At 39.0% G+C, this 25,414-nt stretch carries 27 protein-coding genes; 17 read left to right on the top strand and 10 right to left on the bottom strand.

Annotated elements, in window-relative coordinates; translation table 11 throughout:
- Nucleotides 1-121 precede the first annotated feature (121 nt).
- From QE404_RS13710 to QE404_RS13700, 3 genes are all read right to left on the bottom strand, one after another.
- Nucleotides 122-931: a FecR family protein gene (locus tag QE404_RS13710; protein WP_307453941.1), complete on the bottom strand. Its 810-nt coding sequence runs from the start codon at nt 929-931 to the stop codon at nt 122-124.
- A 211-nt stretch (nt 932-1,142) separates the two neighbouring features.
- Complete coding sequence (locus tag QE404_RS13705) at nt 1,143-1,667, bottom strand: sigma-70 family RNA polymerase sigma factor (RefSeq protein WP_307451353.1); 525 nt, start codon at nt 1,665-1,667, stop codon at nt 1,143-1,145.
- Nucleotides 1,668-1,827: 160 nt separating this feature from the next.
- The gene (locus QE404_RS13700) at nt 1,828-2,283 is read right to left on the bottom strand and encodes a S24 family peptidase (RefSeq protein ID WP_307451352.1); all 456 of its coding nucleotides are present in this window, start codon (nt 2,281-2,283) and stop codon (nt 1,828-1,830) included.
- A gap of 40 nt (nt 2,284-2,323) precedes the next feature.
- Between QE404_RS13700 and QE404_RS13695 the strand changes: the two genes are divergently transcribed.
- The 6 genes from QE404_RS13695 to QE404_RS13670 all read left to right on the top strand — a co-directional run bounded on the left by QE404_RS13695 (nt 2,324) and on the right by QE404_RS13670 (nt 6,799).
- The gene (locus QE404_RS13695) at nt 2,324-2,929 is read left to right on the top strand and encodes an HNH/ENDO VII family nuclease (protein ID WP_307451350.1); all 606 of its coding nucleotides are present in this window, start codon (nt 2,324-2,326) and stop codon (nt 2,927-2,929) included.
- Nucleotides 2,916-3,398, top strand: coding sequence for an ankyrin repeat domain-containing protein (locus tag QE404_RS13690; protein WP_307451348.1), 483 nt, complete (start codon nt 2,916-2,918; stop codon nt 3,396-3,398). Before QE404_RS13695 ends, QE404_RS13690 begins: the two co-directional genes overlap by 14 nt.
- A 912-nt stretch (nt 3,399-4,310) precedes the next feature.
- The gene (locus QE404_RS13685; protein ID WP_307451346.1) at nt 4,311-5,102 is read left to right on the top strand and encodes an SDR family oxidoreductase; all 792 of its coding nucleotides are present in this window, start codon (nt 4,311-4,313) and stop codon (nt 5,100-5,102) included.
- Nucleotides 5,084-5,569, top strand: a complete 486-nt coding sequence (locus tag QE404_RS13680; protein WP_307451344.1) for a GlcG/HbpS family heme-binding protein — start codon at nt 5,084-5,086, stop codon at nt 5,567-5,569. The genes QE404_RS13685 and QE404_RS13680 overlap by 19 nt, the downstream gene beginning before the upstream one ends.
- A 20-nt stretch (nt 5,570-5,589) precedes the next feature.
- Nucleotides 5,590-6,393, top strand: coding sequence for a helix-turn-helix domain-containing protein (locus QE404_RS13675; RefSeq protein WP_307451341.1), 804 nt, complete (start codon nt 5,590-5,592; stop codon nt 6,391-6,393).
- Nucleotides 6,394-6,397: 4 nt separating this feature from the next.
- Nucleotides 6,398-6,799 carry a hypothetical protein gene (locus tag QE404_RS13670; RefSeq protein ID WP_307451340.1) on the top strand — a complete coding sequence of 134 codons (402 nt, stop codon included), beginning with the start codon at nt 6,398-6,400 and terminating at the stop codon, nt 6,797-6,799.
- Between the two features lie 71 nt (nt 6,800-6,870).
- Here the strand turns inward: QE404_RS13670 and QE404_RS13665 are convergent, their stop codons facing one another.
- The 3 genes from QE404_RS13665 to QE404_RS13655 all read right to left on the bottom strand — a co-directional run bounded on the left by QE404_RS13665 (nt 6,871) and on the right by QE404_RS13655 (nt 9,199).
- Nucleotides 6,871-7,140, bottom strand: a complete 270-nt coding sequence (locus QE404_RS13665; protein WP_307451338.1) for a hypothetical protein — start codon at nt 7,138-7,140, stop codon at nt 6,871-6,873.
- 84 nt (nt 7,141-7,224) lie between these two features.
- On the bottom strand, nt 7,225-7,911 hold the full coding sequence (locus tag QE404_RS13660) for a response regulator transcription factor (protein ID WP_307451336.1): 687 nt from the start codon (nt 7,909-7,911) through the stop codon (nt 7,225-7,227).
- Nucleotides 7,901-9,199 carry a sensor histidine kinase gene (locus tag QE404_RS13655; RefSeq protein ID WP_307451334.1) on the bottom strand — a complete coding sequence of 433 codons (1,299 nt, stop codon included), beginning with the start codon at nt 9,197-9,199 and terminating at the stop codon, nt 7,901-7,903. Before QE404_RS13655 ends, QE404_RS13660 begins: the two co-directional genes overlap by 11 nt.
- Nucleotides 9,200-9,326: 127 nt before the next feature.
- Here QE404_RS13655 and QE404_RS13650 point away from each other — a divergent pair, with 127 nt between their 5' ends.
- The 8 genes from QE404_RS13650 (at nt 9,327) to QE404_RS13615 (ending at nt 17,547) form a co-directional block, all read left to right on the top strand.
- The gene (locus QE404_RS13650; RefSeq protein WP_307451332.1) at nt 9,327-11,699 is read left to right on the top strand and encodes an outer membrane beta-barrel family protein; all 2,373 of its coding nucleotides are present in this window, start codon (nt 9,327-9,329) and stop codon (nt 11,697-11,699) included.
- Between the two features lie 643 nt (nt 11,700-12,342).
- Nucleotides 12,343-12,957, top strand: coding sequence for a Crp/Fnr family transcriptional regulator (locus tag QE404_RS13645; RefSeq protein WP_307453939.1), 615 nt, complete (start codon nt 12,343-12,345; stop codon nt 12,955-12,957).
- Nucleotides 12,958-13,070: 113 nt separating this feature from the next.
- On the top strand, nt 13,071-13,913 hold the full coding sequence (locus QE404_RS13640) for a DUF5777 family beta-barrel protein (RefSeq protein WP_307451329.1): 843 nt from the start codon (nt 13,071-13,073) through the stop codon (nt 13,911-13,913).
- Nucleotide 13,914: 1 nt separating this feature from the next.
- Nucleotides 13,915-14,256, top strand: a complete 342-nt coding sequence (locus tag QE404_RS13635; RefSeq protein ID WP_307451327.1) for a hypothetical protein — start codon at nt 13,915-13,917, stop codon at nt 14,254-14,256.
- A gap of 12 nt (nt 14,257-14,268) precedes the next feature.
- Nucleotides 14,269-14,814 (top strand): YceI family protein, encoded by a 546-nt coding sequence (locus QE404_RS13630; RefSeq protein WP_307451326.1) that lies wholly within the window; start codon nt 14,269-14,271, stop codon nt 14,812-14,814.
- The gene (locus tag QE404_RS13625) at nt 14,811-15,332 is read left to right on the top strand and encodes an ankyrin repeat domain-containing protein (protein WP_307451324.1); all 522 of its coding nucleotides are present in this window, start codon (nt 14,811-14,813) and stop codon (nt 15,330-15,332) included. Before QE404_RS13630 ends, QE404_RS13625 begins: the two co-directional genes overlap by 4 nt.
- A gap of 3 nt (nt 15,333-15,335) precedes the next feature.
- A complete protein-coding gene (locus QE404_RS13620; RefSeq protein WP_307451323.1) occupies nt 15,336-16,109 on the top strand; it encodes a T9SS type A sorting domain-containing protein in 774 nt (257 codons plus the stop codon).
- Between the two features lie 163 nt (nt 16,110-16,272).
- Nucleotides 16,273-17,547: an alkaline phosphatase family protein gene (locus tag QE404_RS13615; RefSeq protein WP_307451321.1), complete on the top strand. Its 1,275-nt coding sequence runs from the start codon at nt 16,273-16,275 to the stop codon at nt 17,545-17,547.
- Between the two features lie 107 nt (nt 17,548-17,654).
- Here QE404_RS13615 and QE404_RS13610 read toward each other — a convergent pair whose 3' ends face one another.
- A complete protein-coding gene (locus QE404_RS13610) occupies nt 17,655-18,533 on the bottom strand; it encodes an NAD(P)H-binding protein (RefSeq protein ID WP_307451319.1) in 879 nt (292 codons plus the stop codon).
- An 81-nt stretch (nt 18,534-18,614) separates the two neighbouring features.
- Between QE404_RS13610 and QE404_RS13605 the strand changes: the two genes are divergently transcribed.
- Nucleotides 18,615-18,974: a winged helix-turn-helix transcriptional regulator gene (locus QE404_RS13605; protein WP_307451318.1), complete on the top strand. Its 360-nt coding sequence runs from the start codon at nt 18,615-18,617 to the stop codon at nt 18,972-18,974.
- Between the two features lie 34 nt (nt 18,975-19,008).
- Here QE404_RS13605 and QE404_RS13600 read toward each other — a convergent pair whose 3' ends face one another.
- Nucleotides 19,009-20,070, bottom strand: coding sequence for an NAD(P)-dependent alcohol dehydrogenase (locus tag QE404_RS13600; RefSeq protein WP_307451316.1), 1,062 nt, complete (start codon nt 20,068-20,070; stop codon nt 19,009-19,011).
- Between the two features lie 286 nt (nt 20,071-20,356).
- On the opposite strand from QE404_RS13600, the gene QE404_RS13595 reads away from it, so the two are divergent.
- Together QE404_RS13595 and QE404_RS13590 are read left to right on the top strand one after the other, a co-directional pair.
- Entirely contained in the window at nt 20,357-21,265 is a 909-nt protein-coding gene (locus QE404_RS13595; RefSeq protein ID WP_307451315.1) for a helix-turn-helix domain-containing protein, read from the top strand.
- Nucleotides 21,266-21,283: 18 nt separating this feature from the next.
- Nucleotides 21,284-22,648, top strand: coding sequence for a carboxylesterase family protein (locus QE404_RS13590; protein WP_307451313.1), 1,365 nt, complete (start codon nt 21,284-21,286; stop codon nt 22,646-22,648).
- Between the two features lie 135 nt (nt 22,649-22,783).
- Here QE404_RS13590 and QE404_RS13585 read toward each other — a convergent pair whose 3' ends face one another.
- Together QE404_RS13585 and dinB are read right to left on the bottom strand one after the other, a co-directional pair.
- Entirely contained in the window at nt 22,784-24,256 is a 1,473-nt protein-coding gene (locus tag QE404_RS13585) for an alpha-amylase (protein WP_307451311.1), read from the bottom strand.
- 44 nt (nt 24,257-24,300) lie between these two features.
- Nucleotides 24,301-25,398 carry a DNA polymerase IV gene (gene dinB / locus QE404_RS13580; protein ID WP_307451309.1) on the bottom strand — a complete coding sequence of 366 codons (1,098 nt, stop codon included), beginning with the start codon at nt 25,396-25,398 and terminating at the stop codon, nt 24,301-24,303.
- Nucleotides 25,399-25,414 lie beyond the last annotated feature (16 nt).

The raw sequence follows: 25,414 nt of genomic DNA, 5'->3' as shown, positions 1-25,414 counted from the left end.
ATTCAGTTAGACGTCTTATTTATTTCTAAGTACTTCGACCGGTGGGTGCAACCATCGGTCTTTTTGTACTAATGGTGGCTATCTGTCGGGTATCATGGCAGGGGTGATCAGGCACCACAGCTTATTTCTCCAGTTCAAATGTTGTATCATTCTTCTTCTTAAATGTTAGGTTCAGTTGCAAGGCAAGGGTTTGTACCAGTAATCCGGCCGCAGCATCCGGCAGGGTGACCGATATTTTTTTCTCGTCTAGTTCAGCAGGATATGTTATATGGATGCCATAGCCCTGTTCTATTGCATGAACAGCATCTTTTAAGCTGCATTCCTTAAATGTAAAACTTGCTGTTGTTGCCTTTGGCTGTACACTTTTATTATCTGATATGGTGATCACAGAAGCGACATGGAGATTACCAAAATTGGTAAATTGCTCTTTTGGCTTAAGTTTTACAACTTCCTCCGTACGATCTTTCCGGTATACCAGTACTTTACCTTCATAAAGGTGGACCTTATATGTGGCACCGTTTTGTACGACCTTAAATATGGCTCCCAACACTTTTGTATCATAGCTTGCACCATGAACTATAAAGGGATGTTCTTTGGATTTTGTTACTCTAAAAACTGCGTCACCTTTCAAAGTCACCTCCCTCGTATCAGCCGGAAACGATTTTTGAACGGTGAGTTGGGCGCCTGCGGATAGCGTTACTTTTGAGCCGTCTTTCAGGGTGATTTCTGTGGGATTGCCGTTAGCCATATAAACGTCTGGCATAACAAAGCTTCGGTAGCCGATCGCACAGCAAAATATTAATAGAAGTCCAATTGCTCCATAAGCAATATTTCGACGTCTGCGTTTTCTGCGTATTCTGTCAAATACTTTTGTCCATACTTCTTCATTTTTTTCTTCGTGCGTTAACGGTAGATGGTCATGATCTGTCATAATTTCTCTTTTAGTTTTTTTTGGCTTGATTACGCTGCGCTTTGAAAAGTCATAACATTTGTTGGCCGAATGCCATAACGTGAAGGCTACTCACAAAGCCACAGTTGTAACTGTTCTCTATATAGTAATATGCAGAGTTTAGAAAATTGAACACGGTTCTTTAAAACTTTAACTATTTTTAAGAATATTTAACTCTTTTTAAGATGAAAAGCTAATCGTTTTTATGAAGATCACGTAAGAATTGCATAGCGTGATCCAGATGGTGTTGTACAATTCTCCTTGTAAGTTTTAACTGCAAAGCGATTTTGTGCTGCGAGAATCCCTGTAGTTTATTCATTTTAAAAATCGTCTGGCGAATAGGAGGGGTGATTATTGCTATGCTTGTGTCCAAAACAGTCAATAACTGTTCTTTATAGTCGGCAGAGTCACTATCATCCCATAGATCATCCGATAAATCACCAAAGTCATGATCGTTATGAAGCACATTTCTGTTTTTCCTGAAAAATTCAGCGATCTTCTGATGGCAGGTATTAAATACGATACTTTCCCAGCGGTCAGATTTCATTTCGGAACGATGGTTCCAAAGGTGCACAAGAACATCCTGCAACACGTCTTTTGCATTTTCACGATCTTTAATTCTAGAGGTGATTCTTGAAAATAATTGAGTGTTGTAGGTATCAAGAAGCGTTTTAAACTGATACTCCTCGCTGGTAATATGGCGGCGGGAAAAGCCCACTTTGTTAATTTTAGATGTAACAAAATTTAGTTTATTTTTAAATACAACAATGTTTCATTGATGAAAATTTAGTTCCTCACCTTAAAATTTTGCAACTTGATAAAAGCTAAATTTCATCTTCTGTCAAAATTATATCAGCTTGCTGAACGAATAGTCTATTTTAAGATTTACCTTTCAACTCCTCCCGCATCTTCTTCATATCCTCTTTTAAAGACAAAAACATATCCTTAACCACGTTATTGGTAAGATCAATTAGTTCGTATTCATCGGTCAACGCCTTTACAAATTTCCATACTTCCAAAATTTCACTAAATAAAATGTCGTAGGTTTCATAAAATGTATTCTTAGAGCGGACTGTAATGGAATCAGGATTGATTTTTTCAAGAGATTTATAAACGAGACCACCTTGTGTAACAATAAGGTATGTTTTATCTACCTTTAGTTCGGATAGCTCCTCTACAAATTCACCAATAATATAGGTACCATCTTTAAATGGCGGCATAGAATCACCTTCTGCAGGAAAGGCTCTGTATTTTCCATTTCTTAGAAACGGTAGTGACATATATTGAAGACTCTCAATATATTCCGGATCAGCATAACCATTAATATACCCCATTGAAGCTTTGTAAGGTGAGGACTACCGTTTCAGAATGGCTATGAAACAAAAAGGTGGGATACAAGCCAGGGCAGAGGCAGAAGATCAGCAGGCACATAGTGCAACCTTCATGGCCGTTATAAAAACAGTAACTCCTGTCGAAGAATTATATACCTTAGCGACTGGAAGAGATTTAGATGGAAACGCTGCAAGCAGAAAAGATGCAGCAATTTTACTGGGACTAAATTTAGTTCCTGAAGTCAAAGCAGAAGTTAAAGCAGCCAGTACTGTAGTGAAGGCAGAAGCGAAGGCGGAGGCTAAAGCATCAGCTAAAGCTGAGGCTAAGGCTTCTACTAAAAAGCCCTATACTAAGCATAGGCCATCTTATTCTAAGGACCAAGTTGAAGAAGTGTGGCAAAATGCTAAACAATTGGATGGGAAGGTTTATGACCCTAATACAGGAGAAGAGTTAACATGGGATAAGGCAAAAAAAACCAGACAATGGGATATGGGCCATAAGCCTGGTAAAGAATATAGAAAATTACATAAAGATTATATGGAGGGAAAAATTTCTAAAGAAGAGTTTTTAAAAGAATATAAGAAGCCTTCAAATTATCAACCTGAATCAAAATCAGCAAATAGAAGTGGAAAATATGAACAAAAATAGTATAAAGGAAGCCTTTCAGCATGTGAGATATGGAGAAATTGACGAAATAAAGTCAAATGTTAATAAAAATAATGTTAATGACTTTATAAATGAATATAATGAAAATCTGCTTCAAGAAGCGATTTCCAGCAATTCAGAAAGTATTTTTGATTATTTGCTGAATTGTGGTATTGATGTAAATCATCAGGATAAGAATGGTAAAACTGCTTTACACTTTAGTGTTGCGCACGGCAACTATCTATTTACAAAAAAATTGCTGGATTTTAAGCCAACGCAAATTGATTTGAAAGATAACTATGGAAATAATGCAATGTGGGTTGCTACTTTTAATGCAAGAGGTAAATATGATTTTGTTGAATTATTAAAAAAGTATGGAGCTGACTCAAATTCTAAAAACAACAGTCATAGATCTGCGATTGATTTCGCTAATCAAATTGGAGATAATGAATTAATTAAAATTTTAACGTGATTCGATTTAATAGTTGTTTTATTATACAAAATTAAACAGATTTCAAAAGAAAGGATACACATTAACATCTGTCGAATTGATATTTGTATTAATTCTTATTACTATAAGTAGCTTTGGAAAGGCACATCCAAAAGAACTACTGTCATGTTCTGCATTTAGGAGAGGGACCTTCCACATAATAAATAAGAGCATCAACAAGAAGTTTGTAATTGAAAGAAAGAATGACTTTCAAATCGAAAGCACATATGATTTGGTTACAAACCAAAAGATAAAAGCTGATAGAATTTATAAGATATCATGGAAGAATGATTGTGAATATGTATTGAAACTGGACACCTCAAAAAGCAAATATGACGAAACCGATCTGTATATTAACGCAAATGGAGGATTAAATTGTAAGATAGTCAGTATTAAAAACAAATGCTGTACTATTGAAACAAAGTTCGCAGAAAACACAACAGTTTCTCAATTATGTAAGATTCGGTGAATAGCTGGTAGTAAAATTAGTTTTGAATGAGTACAGATGTTGTAAACCAAAGCGGCAAATTCATCTGCCGCTTTGGTTTTAAGAGATATCAAAAACAGTTTGAAACTGAGTGGAGTTACTTCAAATAGAGAAACAGCATTCCGGATCGTACTAATTTTGATATCGAATTTGGTTTAAAGATTGATGATGGCGACGATTTTTTCTATCCTGACTTTTCAACACCTGAAGGAGTAATAATTCAATTGGAGAAGGCTTACAATGCTAAGTCACTTGAAGGTGTTTTATAATGTAAAGACTTCATAATGGATGCTGAAAACGTCTTGAACTATCCTGAACGTCTTAGCAATATCATTTTGAACCTCTCACAAACTAATTTTATATCTAATTGGCTCAATTTTGCTCTATAATCTTTAAATATAAAAAATATGAGCAAGAGAATTTTAATTACAGGAGCTGCAAGCGGTTTTGGAAAAATCGTCGCTTTTGATTTAGCAAAAAAAGGCCACAAAGTAATTGCAACGGCACAAGTTTATCCGCAAATGAGCGACTTGATAAGAGAAGCCAAAGAGCAAGGCATAGAAATGTCTGTGGATAAACTGGATGTAACCAATGCTACAGACATCGCCTACATTACTGAAAAATATGACATCGATATTCTAATCAGCAACGCTGGAATTATGGAAGGTGGCCCAATTGCGGAACAACCCATAGATTTAATCCGTTCGATGTTTGATGTCAATGTTTTTGGTGGATTGCAACTGGCTCAAGGTTTCATTAAGAAATTTATTGACGAAAAAAGGCCGGGTAAAATTGTTTTCACGACATCAATGGGCGAATTATGGACGGTTCCTTATGTGGCTGCCTATTGCGCGTCCAAACACGCAATGGGTTCAATCGCTGAAGGTTTGAAAACCGAATTAGCACCATTTAATATCAAAATTGCCACTTGTAACCCAGGTGTTTTTGGAACTGGTTTTAACGATCGTGGTGTGGATACCATTTCTCGCTGGTACAATCCTGAAACCAATTTCACCCCTCTGTCTGCGTTCGACGGTACTGCTGAAGCGCTGGCTAATCAGCTAGACCCACAATCTATGGCTGATTGTATAGTTGATGTGGTTTTGGACGAAAACTCTAACTTTAGAAATGTACATCCAAAAGAAACCGAAGATTTTGTAAAACAATTGCAGGCAGATGCTTGGACAGCAAAAAGCTAAATAAAATTTCTAAAAGTGCAGTCCAACAAACTGTACTTTCTTTTTTCATTAATAAAATCAAAAAAATGAACATAAGCTATAAAGAAGCGACAAAGGCATTGAATGCTTCCATAGAAAAAGCAAAAGCACTAAATATTCCCGTAAGTATTGCAGTGGTAGATACTGGCGGACATTTGGTCGCATTTGCAAGATTAGACAGTGTTTTTGGTGTGATAGAATTTGCCGTAAAAAAAGCCAAGACTGCTGTAATGTTTGGCGTAGATAGTGACATTATGGGAACAATCGTTTCTGGAGCAGACATTCACGGCTATGGAATGTTGAATTCAAACGACGGACTATTAACTATTGCAGGTGGTGTGGTTATTAAAAACAAAGAGGGCAACATCCTCGGCGCCATTGCTTCTTCGGGTGGTTCACCAGAACAGGATAAAGAAATTGCGAGTGCAGGAATGGTTGCGCTCAATTAAAAATGTAAGATATTTGTAGTATGGATGCAAAGCGTGAAATCATTTTTGATAAATTGGTCTATTCCTGTCTTTTTGAGAAGGACAGAGGGAATGAAGAATTTATTCCCGAGCATTTTTTAGGATTTCAATTATCGGGTGAAACACAGGCTTTTCACGCTGATGGGAATACGGTAATTTCTGAAAACACAATCATATTGGTTCGGAAAAATCAATTAATAAGAACGATAAAATATCCTGCAAAATCTGGGAAATACCAATTTTTATCAATTACATTAGATAAGGAAACATTGCAACAATATGCCTTGGAAAACAAAATTGTGGTTGACAAAAAATATGCAGGTAAGCAAAAATTATTTTTTGAACCTGATGATTTTCTGCAAAATTATTTCATTTCATTAGCGCCATATATCAATAAGAAAAAAGAAGCAACGCCACGATTAGCAGATTTAAAAATCAGGGAAGCCATAGAATTATTACTTCAATGCAATCCTGATTTTAAACAAATTCTATTCGATTTTTCTGAGCCTTACAAAATGGATTTGGAAGAGTTTATGAACCAAAATTATATGTTCAATGTATCAGTCGCATCTTTCGCAAAACTAACAGGGAGAAGTCTTTCAGGCTTTAAACGAGATTTTGCCAAAATATTTGGGACAACACCCAAAAAATGGCTGTTGGCAAAACGTTTAGACGAAGCGCATTATTTAATCAAGCATAAAAAACAAAAGCCGACTGATTTTTATTTGGACTTAGGCTTTGAAAACCTCGCTCATTTTTATGTTTCATTCAGAGAAAAATTTGGTATAACTACTTCGCAAATTTAAAATAATGGAACTTTTACAGCAATTTCATATTTGGACAAAAGGAGAAATAATGCAAGGACGATTGATGCTGGCATTTTCTATCCTTTTGCTGCCAATCATCTTATTAGTCATCAAAAGCACTCATTCTTTGCAAAGAGGAATAACAATACCATTTGTTCTTTTATTCGTTGTACAGTTTAGCTATGGAAGCTATTTGTTAATTTCAAGAACCAAACAGCAACAACAAAGTGAAAGTAGATTCCAACAAAACCAGCAACAAGCAATTACTAATGAGCTATCCAAAGCAGAAAATGACAGTAAAACTTATACATTATTAAAATATGCTTGGGGAATATTTACTGTTATTTCTTTAATAGGATATCTTTCGATTTCTAGCGAATATTGCAAAGGTCTGGCTCTAGGTTGAATAAGCCAATACTTAATCTGTTTTAAAGTTATTTAATTTGATTATAACTGTCAGATTAAGTATTGACTAATTCAGTTTAGCGATGGTTTTGGCAAAGAAATGGTCGCTGCTGATGACGTTTTTAATAATATACTTACAGGTGTATGAAAATTTTTGGAAACTTTTAAAATTAATCCATCTAGTAAAGTTCTAAAATCTGTTAGTTTTTCAATTTTTGACTCAGCAATTTTATATTTTTCATTTGATCTTATTCTAGAATTATCTGATTTTGAAATAAAATCTTCAATTTCCATAAAATAATCAATAATTATTAACTGAAATTTTTCTTTAGAATTTTTCATCGTTTTGTGAGACTATAACTTATTTCAATATGGACTAAAACATAATATGATTTTACTAAACATCCGAAAAGTAGCCCAAACAATTTAGCTTTCCGGAAATTCCAGTTCAAAACCAACCCCTCTGATGGATATAATTTTAATACTTTCGTCGTGGCGAAAATATTTTCTAACTTTGCTGATATAAACATCAAGACTTCTTCCGGTAAAATAGTCATTGGTCTTCCATATTTTGTCCAGGATTTCGTCTCGTTTTATCGTTTGACGATTATAATTTAAAAACAAGATTATTAAATCTTTTTCACGCATGGTAATGCGAACATTTTCTTTGTGATGGGACAATGATAATTTTTCAGCATTCAAAATATATTCTCCAATCTTTATTTCACCTTTCGTATTTTTTACAATTGATCTTTTAAGAATGTTTTTAATTCTAAGGATTAATTCTTCAGGATCACAGGGTTTGGAGATATAATCATCGGCTCCAATTTTAAGACCTGTAATTCTGTCGATCTGCTGATTTTTTGCTGTCAAAAAAAGAATAGGAAAATCAGGATGTCTTTCTAAAATTATTTTAGCAAGAGAAAAGCCATCTATATTAGGAAGCATGATATCAAGAATCCCTATATCGAATGATAGTAGATTGATGCCTTTTCGCAAAACATCCTTAGGATCTTGAACCCAATATATTTCAAAGCCACTTAATTCAAGATATTTTTTTAAGATCAGACCAAAGTCATGATCGTCTTCTACCAAAAGGATCTTAGTCTTCATAAGGCAATGTGATTGTAAAAGTTGTTCCAATATTTTTCTCGCTGTTTAGATCTATTTTTCCGTCATATTTCTCAACGATATTTTTAACCAAAAAAAGTCCTAGTCCCAATCCTTTTGTATTATGAATATTATCGGACTGAATCCTGTAGAATTTTTCAAAAACATATTTTTGCTCAGATTTTGAAATCCCATTTCCATTGTCCGATATTTTAATTTGTAAACGATTGTAGACTGAATCAACATCAATGTCAACTTTTTGAGCTCCATATTTTACACTGTTATCGCAAAGATTCTTGATGATGGTCTCCATATCTGTTTTGTTGAAAGGCAGACTGTCGAATGTGTTATTCCTAAAGCAAAATTCAGTGTCTGAATGTAAAAACTTCAGATCTTCAAAGAAGTCGCTCCAATCTCTGTTGAATGTTTTTTGTATTTCAGAGGCATTCTTTTCATCACTACTAAGCTGGATCATTAGATTTTCCAAACGATTGATCTGTCTTTGTACCAAAGGGAGATCATTTCTGTCCCAGTCTATATCCAAAGCTTTTGCAGCAATTTTCAAAGTTGCAATCGGTGTTTTGAACTCGTGGGCGATATTGTCCACTACGGTGTGAAGGACTTCAACCTTTTTTTGCTGAATCATTAAATTCCGTATGGTCAAAACGAAGATCCATAATACGGCTGTTAAGATTAATATACAGCAAAGAATTAATGCCCATAGGTCTCTGAACACAATTGACTCAATATTCTTTATTTCATAATAATTTGCGATCGTTGTCCTGTATGTATTTTTATTTTCAGTATCGTTTTCTATGGCTGAAGTATCCCACACGCCTTCTTCGGTCTTGCCGGGTTTTACTACTTTTCGATTTGTTTCAAAGAGCGTAACAGGCTCATCAAAAAGGTATTTGCCAGTAGGAAGGTATTTGGTGCTCAGTAGATCATATCTGTTGGCTACCTCGTATTTTGAATTGCTGAAGATGCTGTCAACCTTATTACTGTAGGAGGTTGTTGATTTCGTATTCAAATGGCCAACATCCTTAATAAACTGACTCTTTGAAATTTTTCCTTCTCGAAATTTTACGAACAGATCATGAAGCTTGTGATTGCGAAGTCCATATTCATTTTTAGAATCGTCACGGTAGATATCCAATTTTTCTGTAACAGAGCTATAGATCTGGCTTTCTTTTATTTTATAGGTTTTATATAAAAAGTAGACCTGTATAATCGCTAAAATAAAGAAAAGCAAAGCAAAAATACCAATCAACTTTCTATTATTGTTAATCATAGGTCAAATATAAAATTTTCTGTAATGCTAAATCGGCATTAACCGCTTCTTAACCTTCTTTTAACCTAAATTCTTGCTTTCAAAGTTCAATTTTGCGGTACTAAAATCAAACTTTAAACGAGATCAAATGAAAAACATTCTTTTAACATTATGTTTACCTATTATTACTTTTGCGCAGCAACATAAAATAGAAGGCAAGGTGACTAATGAGGAAAATCAATCAATTCCTCAGGCCACGATAGAAATTTATAACACCAATAATGTACTGATAAAAACATTATTAAGTAATGAGCAAGGTGTTTTTACGATAGAAGAGATTACCGGTAATCAGGTAAAACTGATCGTTAACGACTTAGAATATAATGGTTTTGAAAGGCAGATCGATTTGCTACAACCTAACCAGGTCATCAATATCAAGCTCAAAAAATCGGCCGTTTCTGAAATTGCCGAAGTTGCAATCGTCAAGAAAAAACCGGTCATTAAAAGGAAAATTGACCGTTTGGAATTCAACGTACAAGATAGTAATATTTCCAATCTCAGTGCATGGGCAATCCTGAAAAAGACACCAGGCGTTGTTTTCTCAAACAATGAGTTCAAGATAAAAGGAAGTTCTGACATCCTTATTACCATCAATGATAAAAAAGTAATGGTAACAGGAGATGAGCTGAAAACACTTTTGGAAAACACGCAAGGAAGTGACGTTAGATCTGTAGAGGTCATCACCAATCCGCCTGCGAAATATGAAGCCTCCGGAAGTGCAGTGCTTAATTTTGTGATGAAAGAAAATAAACTCGAAGGTTATCGTGGATACATTTCCGGAAAGTATGAGCAATCCATATATCCAAAGGGAACAGGAACCATCGCCCAATATTATCAGAAAAAAAGAATATCGGCTATGGCAAGCTATACGCGCGGATCAGGCACCTATTATCGTGCACAGAATACTCATATTTATTATCCCGAAGATCAAACCACGTGGAAAGGGGTTTTTAATAGAAAGGATATTGATGATCAACAAAATTCACTCAATACCTCCATAAAATACCAGGCTGATGAGAATACCTCCATTGCCTTGGAATACCGTGGTTTTTATGATCCCAAATCTTACGGAATTTATGATGTTCCCACAAACATCCACAATGCCCAAAATATGTTGGAGTCCTATTATAGAACGATCAATGATCATCATAGCAGAACGGCAAAAAACAATGTTAGTTTACAGGCCGATCATCAATTTGGGAAAAGTAAATTATCTTTTATCACCTACTATATTTCGAATACCAGTAAAAATTATCAAAATATTTTCACGGCACTTAATTTTGCCAATCAGTTGCCGTCTTCTCAGACTTTTATCAATGACAGTGGTCAGGATGTCAGATTGTTCTCACAACAGACAGATTATAACTGGAAGAATGAAAAATGGGAAGTGGATGCCGGTGGAAAATACAGCGTAGTAAAAACAAACAGTATCTTGAATTTTTCCGATGACGACAAAGGCATTTTAGCTTACAAACCAGAAAAAAGCAACGTTTTCGATTATCGGGAATCTAATTTGTCGGCCTATGCATCATTGTCTTTAAATTTGGATAAATGGATTTTCAAAGGCGGTTTACGAGCAGAAAATACGGATTTAAGAGGAACAGTTAGTGAACCTTATGAAAACAACAGCAACCAATATTTAAAGTTGTTTCCTACTGCCTATATTCAGTATACTACAGAAAGCAAACATCAGTTTGGTTTAACCTATGGCAAAAGGATCTCACGACCTAATTATTCATGGTTAAATCCTGCCAGATCCTACTTCAATCTCTTTTCTTATTTTCAGGGAGATCCCAACTTAAAGGCTACAATTAGGCACAATGTCAATTTCACATACGATTATAAAGGCTGGAGCTTCGAAGCGTTTTATCGTAAGAAAACCGATCCTTCGATGGAGCTTAATTTCCAGATTCCGGAGACGAAAATGCTGGTGTATCGTTACACCAATATTAAAAAATCCAGTGCTTACGGCTCAAGCATTGCCAAGGACTTTGAAATAAAACCGTGGTGGACGTTAAGTACATCAGCAGACCTGTACCACGATGAAAACTACTTTTATGGTTTTGATCAGCAATTGTACAAAAAACAGATCTGGGTCTTTAACTCAAGCATGTCAACAAATTTTACGTTAGACAAAGCTTTAGACTGGACATTGGAGTTTGGAAACCAGTACTCCTCACCTGGAATACAGGGGACTTTTGAATACTCAGGGGTTTGGACTGCTTATCTTGTAATGAGCAGAAAATTCTTCAATAAAAAACTGGAGGCAACTCTCTTTTTTGATGATATCTTTAAAACTTCAAAGCAAAAAATTTCGACTAAATATTCTGATCAGAACAGTTCCTTTAGTGATTATCAAGACACACAGCTATTCTCTTTAACCTTAAAATACAACTTCGGAAATCAATCTGTTAAAACTGCAAAATCAATTAAGAAATCTGATGAACAGAGCCGATTATAAAATTATATAGGTAATTAAACTCTAATATTATTAAGTATATAAGACACATCAATGTTCATTAGATTAAATTTATAAAATTGCGAGTAAATATTAACCGATTGGAAAGATTATTATTCTACAAAAAAGTGATATTAAAGGGGCATTAAACTTGAAAAATTATCAAGCGTCAATCATTATCCAACTTTTTTAGATACTGATAATAGTTTTCAAAAAAGGGATAATGTTATCAAAGTCTCTTTTGTTAATTTAATAATAAGCAATAATAATCAATACGCCGCTATTGAAGTTATTAAATCTTTAGGTCATGGTGCAAAGCTTGAACTTTATTATTTTAAGCAAGTAGATGGAAAGTGGGTTTTTGATAGTAAAGAAGTCCTGGCATTAGGATAAAATCGGAAATAATTTTTAGAAAACAGGTTGCCTCATTTGAGACAGCCTGTTTTCTAAAATCATAGATCTATAACCATCAGGTTCAATAGCTTGAAAATAAACCTGAAAAAATTTAATATTAATTTTTTTTAAGATTAATAATTTTAATAGATTAAAAAATAGGATACAGACTTTACAATTGTATATCTTTGTGGGTAGATATGATACAAAGGATATGGTGAATAATCAATTTATTCTCAATAAATTCGGCTTTATGGGTGCGGAATTTTTAAAAGAGATAGAACAGCATGCTGTGATCGTTACTATTAAATCGAAAACAGAAATCGTAAGGGAGGGGCAAAAGAACAAATTTATACCTTTTCTCATCAAAGGCTCAGTGAGGGTTTTTACACTTAACGACGGCAGGGAACTAGTTTATTATTACATCAGGAACAGTGACAGCTGCCTGATGACTTTCACATCCATTTTTAAAGACTACGTCAGCCGTGTGTATGCCGTAGCCGAAGAAGACTCTGAAATCATGCTCATCCCCGTCTCCGTTATCCATGAATGGCTGATCCGGTTTCCTGAAATTAACCGCGTGTTCTACCAGGAGTATGACAAAAGGTTTTCCGACGTGATGAATATGGTCAATGATGCCGTATTCCACAGGCTCGATAAAAGAGTACTCAATTATATCCGCCAACAGATTTCGCTCACCGGAAACAATCCTGTAAAACTCACTCACCGGGAAATTGCCAGTAATCTGGGGACTTCAAGGGAAGTGGTGAGCAGGGTGCTGAAGAAAATTGAAAATGAAGGCGAGATCATTCAGACCAAATCAGGCATTAAGGTATTGATGAATGACGGAATAAGCATGATTCAATAAAATATTACTATTAATAGCGTTTATTGATAAAAACTATTCGCCCGGTGACTTTTATCACACAATTCTGAACCTTTATCTCTCTAAGTTTGTTGTACAAAATTTATCTGATTTGTATGACAAAAACTCTCTTATTTTTGTCGATGTTTGCTTCAACGCTTGCCTTCTCACAGGAGGATCTACTGAAGGACATTGACACCGCTGCTACCCGTCAGGATACATCACAGCCCGCATTTAAAGGGTTGCAGATCGTTACGGGGCAATCTACAAAACTTACGGCTAAAAATGAATGGTACATTGTGGTAGCCCACCGCTTCGGGGACCTCAGTACCGGTTTTAAAAACTTTTTCGGCCTTGATGACGCTTCCACGAAATTAGGCGCTATTTATGGAATTACGGACCGTATATCAGTCAGCCTCTCCAGGGAAACCAATATGAAAACGTTTGAAGGCACGGTAAAATACCAGCTGGCCAAACAAAACGAGCACTTTCCGGTAGATGTTGTAGGATACAACGTATGGGCAGTAAATACCGATCTGGATAAAGACAGGTATCCTTACCTCCGCTTCAGCGACCGGTCTTCATACTTAACCCAGGCTCTCATCTCCAGAAGGTTCAGTGATAAGTTCTCTCTGCAGCTCAGCCCTTCCTACATTCATAAAAATCTGTATGATCCTTCGATTGAAAACAATAACCAGTTCCTTACAGGTCTTGGCGGACGGTACAAGATTTCCAAAAGGGTTTCTATCAATGCGGAATACTTTGTGAATTTTGATTCCCACAGCTATTACAAAAATCCGTTATCGCTGGGAATGGATATTGAAACCGGAGGACACGTATTCCAGCTGCTGCTGACCAATTCTCAGCTCAATTCGGATATAGGATACCTGTCCAATGCCACCGGGAGTTGGGGGAAAGGACACATTTTTTTCGGGTTTAACCTTTACAGAGTTTTTTAGCATGAAAAAGTTTTTATACATACTGCCGGTCTTGGCTTTCCTGGTTTCATGTGAAAGCAGGACTTATGAAGAGATTTCAGACAATACGCCTATAACTGCTGTGATCCGATATAATTCTGATATCAAGCCGATTATGGAAAGCAACTGCATATCCTGCCATTCTGCGGCAAGCTCAATTCCGCTGGCTAGCTATGCACAGGCAAAAAACAATATTGAAGGAATACTGAACCGCATTCAGAGGCCAGCCGGTGATCCGCTGAAAATGCCTCAGGGCGGCTCTCTATCTGCCACACAGATCAACATATTCATCAAATGGAAGGCGGACGGCCTTTTAGAAAACTAAACAGAATAAAATATGAAAAAATTAATTGTAATAAGCTGTACAATACTGTTTTCAGGCATTTTATCAGCGCAGAAATACAGTTCCAAATCAGGAAAGGTGACTTTTGAAGCCTCAGTGCCTATGTTTGAAGACATCTTTGCACAGGATGACACCAATGTGGTGATTCTGAATGCGGATACCGGGGATATTGCTTCCGTATCGATGGTGAAAAACTTTCATTTTAAAACGAAACTGATGGAGGAACATTTCAATGAAAACTATGCTGAAACCGGAAAGTATCCTAAATCCATTTTTACCGGAAAGATCCTGAATTTTGATAAGTCCAAGCTGACTGCTTCACCTCAGAAATACACGGTTCAGGGTAAGATGAATTTTCATGGTGTTGAACGGCCCGTAACTTCTACGGCTACTTTATATGCCAAAGATGGTAAGATTTTCATGCAGGGAGGATTCGTGGCCAGGCCTGCAGATTATAACGTAACCATTCCTAAGATGGTCACCAAGAAGATTGCTGAAAATGTGAATGTACAGTATAACTATAAACTGGTAAAACAATGAAAAAAACACTAGCGGCGTTTTTTATTTTTATTACGCTTACTTTTTTGTCTGCCCAGGAAAAATCAATTTATGATTTAGCCAGGAGTGGCACCGTGGCGGAGGTAAAAACACTGATGAAAAAAAATCCTGACATCATCAATCAGGCTAATGAAAACGGCTTTTCGCCATTGATCCTGGCATGCTACAGAGGCAATGTTGATGTGGCTAAGTTTTTGATAGACAACGTTAAAGACGTTAATTACAAAAGCAAAGAGGGGACAGCTTTATCAGGACTGTCGGTAAAATATAACAAAGAACTCGTACAGTATCTCCTCAATAAAAATGCGGACCCTAATATTGCAGATGCCACAGGGGCTACCCCTTTATTCTGGGCGGTAAAATTTGGCAATAAAGAACTGGTGGAGCAGCTGCTTCAGCATAAGGCGGATAAAACCATCAAGGATGAGATGGGAATGACACCTTTTGAATACGCACTCCAGACCAACAACCAAGAAATTATTAATCTTCTAAAAAATTAAAGTATGAAAAAACTTTTACTGGCTTTATCAATTGCCGCAGCTTCATCGTTAAGTGCGCAATTTTTCTCTACCGGAACCGTAAACTTAGGATCTTCCGGTATGACGGTGAAGATGGTTACTTCTTCCAGCAATGTTACCTTAACCCTTACCGGAACTTCTACCGGATATCTGGGATTAGGTTTCGGCGGTACAGGGACAAGCGGAGGAATGGCTTCCGGAGTTGACGGATTTATCTACAATTCAAATTCAACCACAAACACCAACCTGGATTATACTTTCGGAGGTATAGGGGTAACACCCAGCGCTGATGCATCCCAGGACTGGACCATTACATCGAATACCGTCTCCGGAGGAGTAAGGACGATTGTAGCCACAAGGTCACTGGCCGGAGGAACGGGTGATACGGCTTTCACCAATTCTAACAGTTCTATTAACATCTTCTATGCGGTAGGACCCAGCTTAACTTTACAGAATAATCAGCATTCCAATAGAGGATATGCTGTTTTAACGAGAAGTTCTGCCCTTGGAACGAGTGATATTACGGTTGAAAATAAAGGAATTGTCTTATATCCGAATCCTGCCAGAGAAACGGTAAGCTTCAAAAATGCAGACAAGATAAAATCTTTAGACATTTATGAAACGACAGGAAAAAAGGTAAAATCTGTCGAACTCAACTCAAAGGATCTGGATGTTTCAGATTTAACGTCAGGAACATATTACCTGGAGCTTCGTTTGAAAGACGGAACTACAGCCTATGAAAAATTGATTAAGGAATAATTCAGGGACGGTCTTTTCAGGCGGCCTGCTGATATTGAAAGCTGATTCAGATCTGAATCAGCTTTTTTTTATGTACACTGATAAGCAGGCATTTAATATTTTTTTAATCCTGAGTATTTTTTGTTTGTTCCGTACAGGTAGTACCTTTGCATAAATTTTTATTATGAAGAAAGGAATGCTGTTTTTACTGCTGATGCTGTCCGTAACGGTATGGGCACAGAAAGGAGAGGTCGACACGGCCCAGATAGTGGTTGCAGGCAGATACAATACTGCTGAGGCTGAGGCAAAACCCTATGTAATTATGATTTCCGCAGACGGGTTCCGATATGATTATGCCAGGAAATACCATGCAGAAAACCTGCTGAAGCTTTCCTCGCAGGGGGTTAAGGCAAAAGCAATGATCCCGGCATATCCAAGCATTACATTTCCCAATCACTGGAGCCTTATAACCGGGCTTTATCCTGCTCATCACGGATTGATCGATAATTATTTCTACGATTACCGCAGGAAGGAACCCTACGCAAAAAGCAACAGAAAAAATGCTGAAGACGGCAGCTGGTACGGAGGTACCCCTTTATGGGGACTGGCTGAAAAGCAGGGTGTGCTGTCAGCTTCCATGATGTGGGTAGGTTCGGCAAGTGATGCAGGGGGAACCAGGCCAACATATTACTATCCATACCATGAAAAGTTCAGTCCACAGGAAAAAGTAGACAAGGTCATCAACTGGTTGAAAATGCCTGCTGACCGGAGACCGCATTTTATTTCGCTGTATTTTCCTGAAGTGGATGCTGCCGGTCACCATTACGGACCGGAGGCCAAGCAGACGGAAGAGGCGGTTCACCTGGTTGATCAGGCAGTGGGAAGCCTGGTGGAAAAAGTACGGGAGACCGGATTAAAGAATGTCAATTTTATCTTTGTTTCAGATCATGGAATGATTGGAGTCAATACAGAACATCCGCTGGAAATTCCGGCGATGCTGATGGATAAGAACAGGTTCGATTATTACAACTCCGAGGTCCTGCTGAGCGTTCATGTAAAAAATCCTGCTGAGGTACCATCTGTTTACAAGGCATTGAAAGCTGCCAAAACAGCTGATTATGAAGTTTATCTGGATAAAAAACTTCCGCGGTATCTCCACTTTGCTGAAAGAGATGACCGTTATCACCGGATCGGGCAGATCCTGCTTCTTCCGAAAGCCCCTGAGATTTTCCTGGAAAAAGGCAAGAAAACAACGGTGGGAAAACATGGATACGACCCCAGGACAACTCCTGAAATGAAAGCGACATTCTTTGCATGGGGACCTGAGTTTAGAACCGGAATGACTGTAAATGAATTCGGTAATGTGAATGTCTATCCGCTCGTAGCGGAACTTTTAAAACTGAAAATTACCCAGCCGGTTGACGGTACTATTAAAGTTTTACGGAAAACACTGCAATAAGCCTGGTGTCATTTTTCAATTGGTGATACGATTGATTGGTATCCTGAAATCAGTGTTCTATTAAAGTGTTTCGGCGCGCCACAGGCGCGCCGGAACACTTTAATTATTTATTTAAATCTCGCTGCAAATTCCTCTGCAAAATCTTCCAGCCTGATTCCGCCTTGTACCGGCAATCCATACTGGATAAAATCTTTCTGTACGACACCGTTTCTTATTCCTCTTCCCATTTCTTCATACAGTTTTGCCATTTCCTCGGGAAGTCCGGCCTGAAGCATGCCTTCAAAAGCCTCTTGGTCCGTGAACTCGATCCATGGCAGTGATGGATTGCTGATGGCTGAACCCAGTACCGTGGCAAAGTCTCCGGCTTCACGGTAATCACTTACAGCATACCGGATTGTTTTATCCGGTGAAGTCCTTACCAGTTCCTCAGCCGCAGCTTTGGCGATATCAGCTGGATGTACCAAAGGGATTTTAACGCCAGCAGGATAATTACCTCCTATGATCCCGGCATTTTTAATCAGGGGAATATCATTGAACAAATTAATGTAAAAGTAACCGGCCCTTAGAAAAGCAGCCGATGCATTCAGCTCCCGGTAGATATTTTCGATATGGTGAAGGCCTGCAATAGGCCCGTTTTCCACCGGTGAGTCTGCACCTACACTACTGAGCATCACGATACGCGGAACATGAGCTGCTGAAATAGCTTCCGCATAGCTCTTTCCTGTGTCAATTGTATTTTTAATGATGTTTTGATTGCCCAGCATAGGTGGCGTCATCAGGAAGGCAGAATCTGCTCCTCTAAACGTTTCTGTAAGAAAGGATACATCTGAGATAGATCCGATGGCAGCCGTGGCTCCTAAACGTTCTATTTCATTTTTTCTGCTTTCCTGACTGCTGATCACGGTAATTTCATGACCTTCGGATACGAGTTGTTGTACTAATGGCCTGGCTACATTACCTAAAGAACCTGTAATAATAATTTTCATAATAAATAAGGTTTGTTTCTGAAAACAAAGGTATATTTGTACTTACTTTTTTACAAGTACTTACCCTAAAGTATGTATTATATGACTGCTATTAAAGAAAATTCTACCATTCAGGAGAACAGGAAAGATATGCTTGACCAATGCCCGGTGATGTATGTCATGGAAAAGATATCAGGATTCTGGAAGCCGATTATTTTATTTCAGCTTTCAACAGGGGAAAAGAGGTACAGTGAACTTAAGAAGGCCATTCCTAAAGTCACTGAGAAAATGCTGATCCAGCATCTGAAGCAGCTGGAGGCTGATGGGCTGATTATCAGGACCGCAAGGCCGGTGGTACCGCCCCATGTTACCTATGAGCTGAGTGAAGCCGGCAAAAAGCTGTCTCCGGTTATCGATGCGATGGTAGACTGGGCGTATGAGGATATGAAAACTATTCAGTAAATAAAAATGCCCTTCAGGTGAAGGGCATTCTGTATTAATTTTGCAGGGACTGCATGTCAATCACAAAACGGTATTTGACATCGCTTTTCAGCATTCTTTCGTAAGCGGTATTGATATCCTGCATTTTAATGACTTCAATGTCAGAAACAATATTGTGTTCTCCGCAGAAGTCCAGTAATTCCTGGGTTTCAGCAATTCCGCCGATCAGGGATCCTGCAATGGAACGGCGCTGAAAAATCATCGGTACGGAACTTGGCTTAACCTCTTCAAATTGTCCCACGAAGCCCACCAGAACCAAAGTGCCGTTCAGGGTCAGGGTTTGCATATAAGGATTAACATCGTGCTCATAAGGAACCGTATCAATGATCAGATCAAATTTTCCGGCTACAGATTTCATTTCTTCATCATCAGTAGAAATCACGATATGATCTGCACCAAGCCTTTTTGCATCCTCAGTTTTTCCCGGTGTCCTGGAAAAAAGGGTTACCTCGGCGCCCAGTCCTTTTGCTAATTTGATTGCCATATGTCCCAGTCCGCCTAATCCTACTACTGCTACCTTGGAATCCGGCCCGGCTTTCCAGTGTCTTAATGGTGACCAGGTAGTAATTCCGGCGCAAAGTAGTGGCGCCACTGCTGCCAGGTCCAGGTTTTCAGGAACTTTCAGAACAAAGTGCTCGTCTACCACCACTTTTTGAGAATATCCTCCGAAAGTATGCCCGCCAAGATGTTTGTCTTTACCGTTATAGGTACCGGTAAAACCGTTGAGGCAGTATTGTTCCAGGTCTTGCTTACAGCTGTCACATGTCCTGCATGAATCTACCATGCATCCTACAGCTGCAAGATCGCCTACCTTAAGCTTGGATACTTCGCTTCCCACCGCTGTTATTCTTCCTACGATTTCATGACCCGGAACTACCGGATACTGGGAGCCTCCCCAGTCATTTCGTACCGTGTGGAGATCCGAATGGCATACGCCGCAGTACAGGATTTCAATCTCGATATCCTTGGCCGTAACTGTCCGTCTGTCAATATTCATTTCTTTCAGGTCTGCAGTGGTGGATTCTGCGCCATAAGCTTTTACAGTAAAAGTATTCATGCAATTTTTATATTTAGTTAATGTTGTAAATCATTCAGTAAAATCAAAAGGCTCAAATGTAAAGCAGCTGTAATTCAAAATATATACCTAACCGATTCATTAAAAGAAACTTCTGTTATTAAATCATTGTTCTTGAGTAAAATTTTAATATTTATAAATATATACAAAAATCAGCACTTTTCAGGGAAAATGGCTTATATAAATTACAGAATGATGTACCACTTTTACGGTTATTGTTCAATCTGTAAATGAAATCGTATTTTTGATCTGCAATAAAGCAAAGGATATGAGCAGTCAGAAAGTTGATGTTATTAACAGTGTTTCAGAATACAATGCACTCATGCAGCATGAAACGCGTCATCCGCTGGTCAGTATTGTGGATTTTTCAAAATGTGGTCCGGTAAATCAGTTCAGGAGGACCTATGGATTTTACACCGTTTTTCTCAAAGACGTTGTCTGTGGGGATCTTCATTACGGGAAACACAGCTATGACTATCAGGAGGGAACACTGGTATTTATAGCTCCGGGACAGATTTATGGGATAGTTAATGACGGAGCCCCGATTCAGCCGGCCGGTTATGCGCTGATCTTTCATTCCGACCTCATTAAAGGCACGCACCTGGGTAAAAATATCAGCGAATATAATTTCTTCTCCTACGATGTTCATGAGGCTTTACACCTATCGGAAAAAGAACGGCAGGTAGTGTTGGAATGCTTCAGGAATATCAGGCTGGAATTAGAACAGTCCATCGACAAGCACAGCAAGGCTTTAATAGTGAGCAATATCGAACTTTTCCTCAACTACTGCATGAGATTTTACGATCGTCAGTTTGCTACCCGAGACCATATCAACCAGGGTGTCATAGGAAAGTTTGAAGCTCTTCTGGTGGAATACCTCAAATCTGACAAACCAAAGAGCATCGGATTCCCAATGGTAAGTTATTTTGCCGGTAAGCTGCATCTGTCTGCCAACTATTTCGGCGACCTTATTAAAAAAGAACTTGGGATTTCAGCCCAGGAATACATCCATAATACGCTGATCAGCATCGCTCAGGAGCAGATGGAAGATACACAAAAGGCCATCAGTGAGATTTCCTATGATCTCGGATTCAGGTATCCGCAGCATTTTACCAGGCTGTTCAAAAGTAAAGTCGGGATTTCTCCGAGCCAGTATAAAGTTTTGCACCATTCATAATTCCTGATTTCTGTAATTATGTTATCTTTATCTGAAAGAGCATTGCAGACTACAGTGAAGAATCAGACAATACACCTTCATACATTTGATACCCCATTCGGAAAAATACAGGCCCTGAAAGAAAACGGAGTCCTTAAGGCGGCAAGCATCAGGTATGCCCGTTCAGAACGGTTTAAAATGCCTGTTCCGCTACCATATGCTGAAACCGAATCGGTTCCGGATAAAACACCGGTCTGTCCCCAAAATATCAGCCCGTTGCTGGAAAGGCTGATCGGCAGTACGGATCCGGAAAAGTTTGAGGTCAATGAATCACCCCAGTTTTTAACGGTCACCCGGCCAGAAACTTTTTCAGAAAATGAAAAGCTTCCCGTAGTTGTATGGATTCATGGCGGTTCTTATGAAATAGGCTGCGGCGACCTGCCTACTTCGGATCCTGCTGCCTGGGTGAAAGAACAGAACATCATTGTAGTTTCAGTATCTTACAGGCTGGGCTTGTTCGGCTTTCTGGGCGGTGATGAAAGGCGGCCTGCCAATTTAGGGCTGTTTGATATTATTGAGGCACTGAAGTGGATCAGAAACTATATCACCTCCTTTGGCGGTGACCGGGAAAATATTACGCTTTTCGGGCAGTCTTCCGGAGGGGATGCAGTAGCTCACCTGATGATTTCGGAAGGCATTGAAAACCTTTTCAGAAGGGTGATTATCCACAGTGCACCTTTAGGGTTCAGGCATAAAAGGCAGAAGATGTCTGCCGAGTTTTTAAGAAATACCGCATTGATGCAGGATGAAAAGGAGGTGTTGAAAATGACGGAGCAATACACCAAATTTTTGCCTTCTACCTTACGCTACGGACTTAAATCAGCCATGCCGTTCTGCCTGCAATACGGATACGCTCCTTTATGCAAAGAAGAGGAAAGCCTTGCATTGTGGAGGGAAAGGGCCCGCCAATACGATGTCCTTATCGGTTCTAACCATGATGAAACAGCTTTCTATGTAAAAACGGCTGAAAAAGGAATCTATACGTATCTTCCTAACAGCGTTCTTGACAGGATTGTTCGCATCACCACCGTATCCATTTACGAAAAGCCTGCACGTATATTCGCGGAAAATTATGCAGCCGGTGGCGGGAATATCTATACATTCAGGATTCATTCCAAAATTAGAAATAATGCTGTGGGAGCATCGCACTGCGTCGACCTGCCACTGATTTTTGAGAACCGTGAAGCATGGAAGCATTCCGAATTGCTAAAAAATGTTCCTTGGGAATATATCCGGAACAACGGAAGGAAGCTCCGCACTTTGTGGGCGGAGTTTGCCCGGACCGGACGTATAAGCAATGATTCTGATCTACCGGAGATCCTGGAACTGCATAAAATACAGTAAGGGAGTTTCAGCCGATTCAGAGAAGATCAACCATCTGTAAAAAATAATCACTCCGGAGAAATCCTTCATGGGTTGAACTTATTCATAGGGCAACCGGATCAGACTTCTGCGGAGTGGTTGTATAGTATATTTCTTTTATTCAGCGATCCAGACACTGACATTTCCTGCCGGAACAGGGAACGTTCCCCAACCGTTTTCGTCAATAGTCACTTTATCTTCTGTTCTTCCCAATACATCGTAAAAGGTTTGCCCGATATACCTTTCACCCATTTCCATAGGTTTTTCGTAGGCATCCTTATTGCTCAGCACGACTGCACATCCAGAATGCTCATCATCGCCTTCACGCACCCAGCCCAGGCAGTTGGCATCCTCGAAATAATCACTCTGCTCACCGTAGGCATGATCTTTCCGTACTTTAAGCATTTCCTCAATGCCGTCTACTTTATCCAGGAATATCTCCTGATCATTGCCTTCCTTATCCTTATCTACATAATGGGCACCATACAGGTCAGGATAAAAAACGCATGGATAACCGTCCTGCCTCAATAGGATAAGCGCATAAGCCAGGGGTTTAAACCAGGCTTCCACAGGAGCTTCCAGGTCCTGTAATGGCTGCGTATCATGGTTATCCACCAGCGTAACCGAGTGAAGCGGATCTTCTTTGGTTAACGTCTCATCGAAAATTCTTCTCAGGTCATATGCATTGCCTTCGTTGGAAGCATTATGGAAATTGTGATGGAGCGAGCTGTCAAAAAGGCTCATGCATCCTTCGGTTGCTGCAATGTATTTTCGGAGCAGCGGCAGGCGGCCCGGAGCCCAGTATTCACCTACGGCAAAAATATTCTTGCCGGAATTGGACCGCAGTAAAGTCAGCCATTCTTTATAAAAATCATAGGAGATGTGTTTTACGGCATCCAGGCGGACTCCGTCAAAATCAGTCTGTTCAAAATACCATTTTGCCCAATAATTGAGCTCTTCACGCACATGAGGATTTCTGTGTTCGATATCGTTGAACATAAGGTAGTCATAATTTCCTTTTTCATCACCGATCACTTCCTCCCATGTATCCCCATATTCGGATTTGATCTTATAAATATGCGTATCCATGCCCTCTGCATAGTCTACGCCGCTAAAACAGGTAAAGTTCCATTCAAAGTCAGAGTACTTTTTATTCCTTCCAGGAAATGTAAATTTTGTATAGGATTGTATTTCAAATTCATCCGAGATAATTTTATCCCGGTCGTTTTCATCTACCTTAACCACAGGAAAAGTTTCCAGCTCGTCACCGCCTCCTTTGTGGTTGAGCACTATATCCACGATTATCTGGATATTGTGTTCTTTCAGTGTTTTGATGGCAGCGAGATATTCATCCTTGGTTCCGTATTTGGTAGCGACGGTACCTTTTTGGTCAAATTCTCCCAGATCAAACAGGTCATAGCTATCATATCCGATAGAGTATCCGCCACTTGCTCCTTTATATGCCGGTGGGAACCACACGGAGGTAATTCCCAGTTCTGCTAAATGTTGTGCTTCTTCTTGCGCGTGTTTCCAGAGTTTTCCACCTTGTTCTGTATACCAGTGGAAATATTGAATCATCGTTTGGTTCATAAATTCTTGAAATTTGGTTACTACAAGATAGTGAAAAAAATTCATTAATCCCTTTCGAATTCTTTAAACGGGATTTTTAGTTGAACTGAAACCTGCTTTTTTTCTTCGGTATTCAGCTGCGATACTGAAAGGCCCAGTAACCGGACAGGTTTATCAAACGGGCGGAGTTCCCAAAGTTTTTTCCCGGTTTCAAGGTATTTTACGGGTGAATTGAAGTATTCTTCCTGGGTGATGCTACGGGTAAACAGAGAAAAATCTTTGTACTTGATCTTCAGGGTCAGAGAACGTCCGAGAATATTATTTTTCTGAAGCCTTTGATGGAGCTCCTGACTTAAGCTTTCCAGTTTATCATTGATTTGCTGGTCATCCATCAGGTCTTCGGAAAAGGTACGTTCCACAGCCACACTTTTCTGGATGCGGTGGGGCTTTACCTCGGAATTATGGACTCCGCGTACCACATGGTAATAATATGATCCTGACTTGCCGAAAAGCCGGGTAAGTTCCTCCAGTGTCTTTTTCTTCAGGTCTTTGCCTTTAAAAATACCTAAGGTAAACATTTTATTAGCGGTAACTTTTCCTACGCCGTAGAATTTCTCTACCGGAAGTTCTTCCAGGAAACTTTCTATGCGGTCCGGATGGATGGTCTTTTGCCCGTTCGGCTTGTTGATGTCTGAGGCAACCTTGGCTAAAAATTTATTTACGGATATTCCGGCGGAAGCGGTAAGTCCGGTTTCCTCGAAAATCCTGCGGCGGATGTCCCTGGCAATCTGATTGGCAGATTCTATTCCTTTTTTGTTTTCAGTAACATCCAGATACGCCTCATCCAGCGATAGCGGTTCCACCAGATCGGTATATTCATAAAATATTTCCCTGATTTTGGCTGAAATTTCCTTGTAGCGGGGAAAGCGGGGAGGAACAAAAATAAGATGCGGGCATTTTTCCTTCGCTGTTTTGCTGGGCATAGCAGAGCGGACGCCGTATTTCCTTGCTTCGTAACTGGCCGCAGCTACTACGCCACGGTGCTGGCCGCCCACGGCTATGGCTTTCCCTTTCAGTGCCGGGTTGTCATGCTGCTCTACAGATGCGTAGAACGCATCCATATCCACATGAATGATTTTGCGTATCTGAAAAGGAAGATCCATATCACAAAGATATGGA

The sequence above is a fragment of the Chryseobacterium camelliae genome (assembly GCF_030818575.1).
GTDB classification, from domain to species: domain Bacteria; phylum Bacteroidota; class Bacteroidia; order Flavobacteriales; family Weeksellaceae; genus Chryseobacterium; species Chryseobacterium camelliae_A.
The sequence above is the reverse complement of the archived record's forward strand: the minus strand, read 5'-3'. Positions and strand labels throughout refer to the sequence as shown.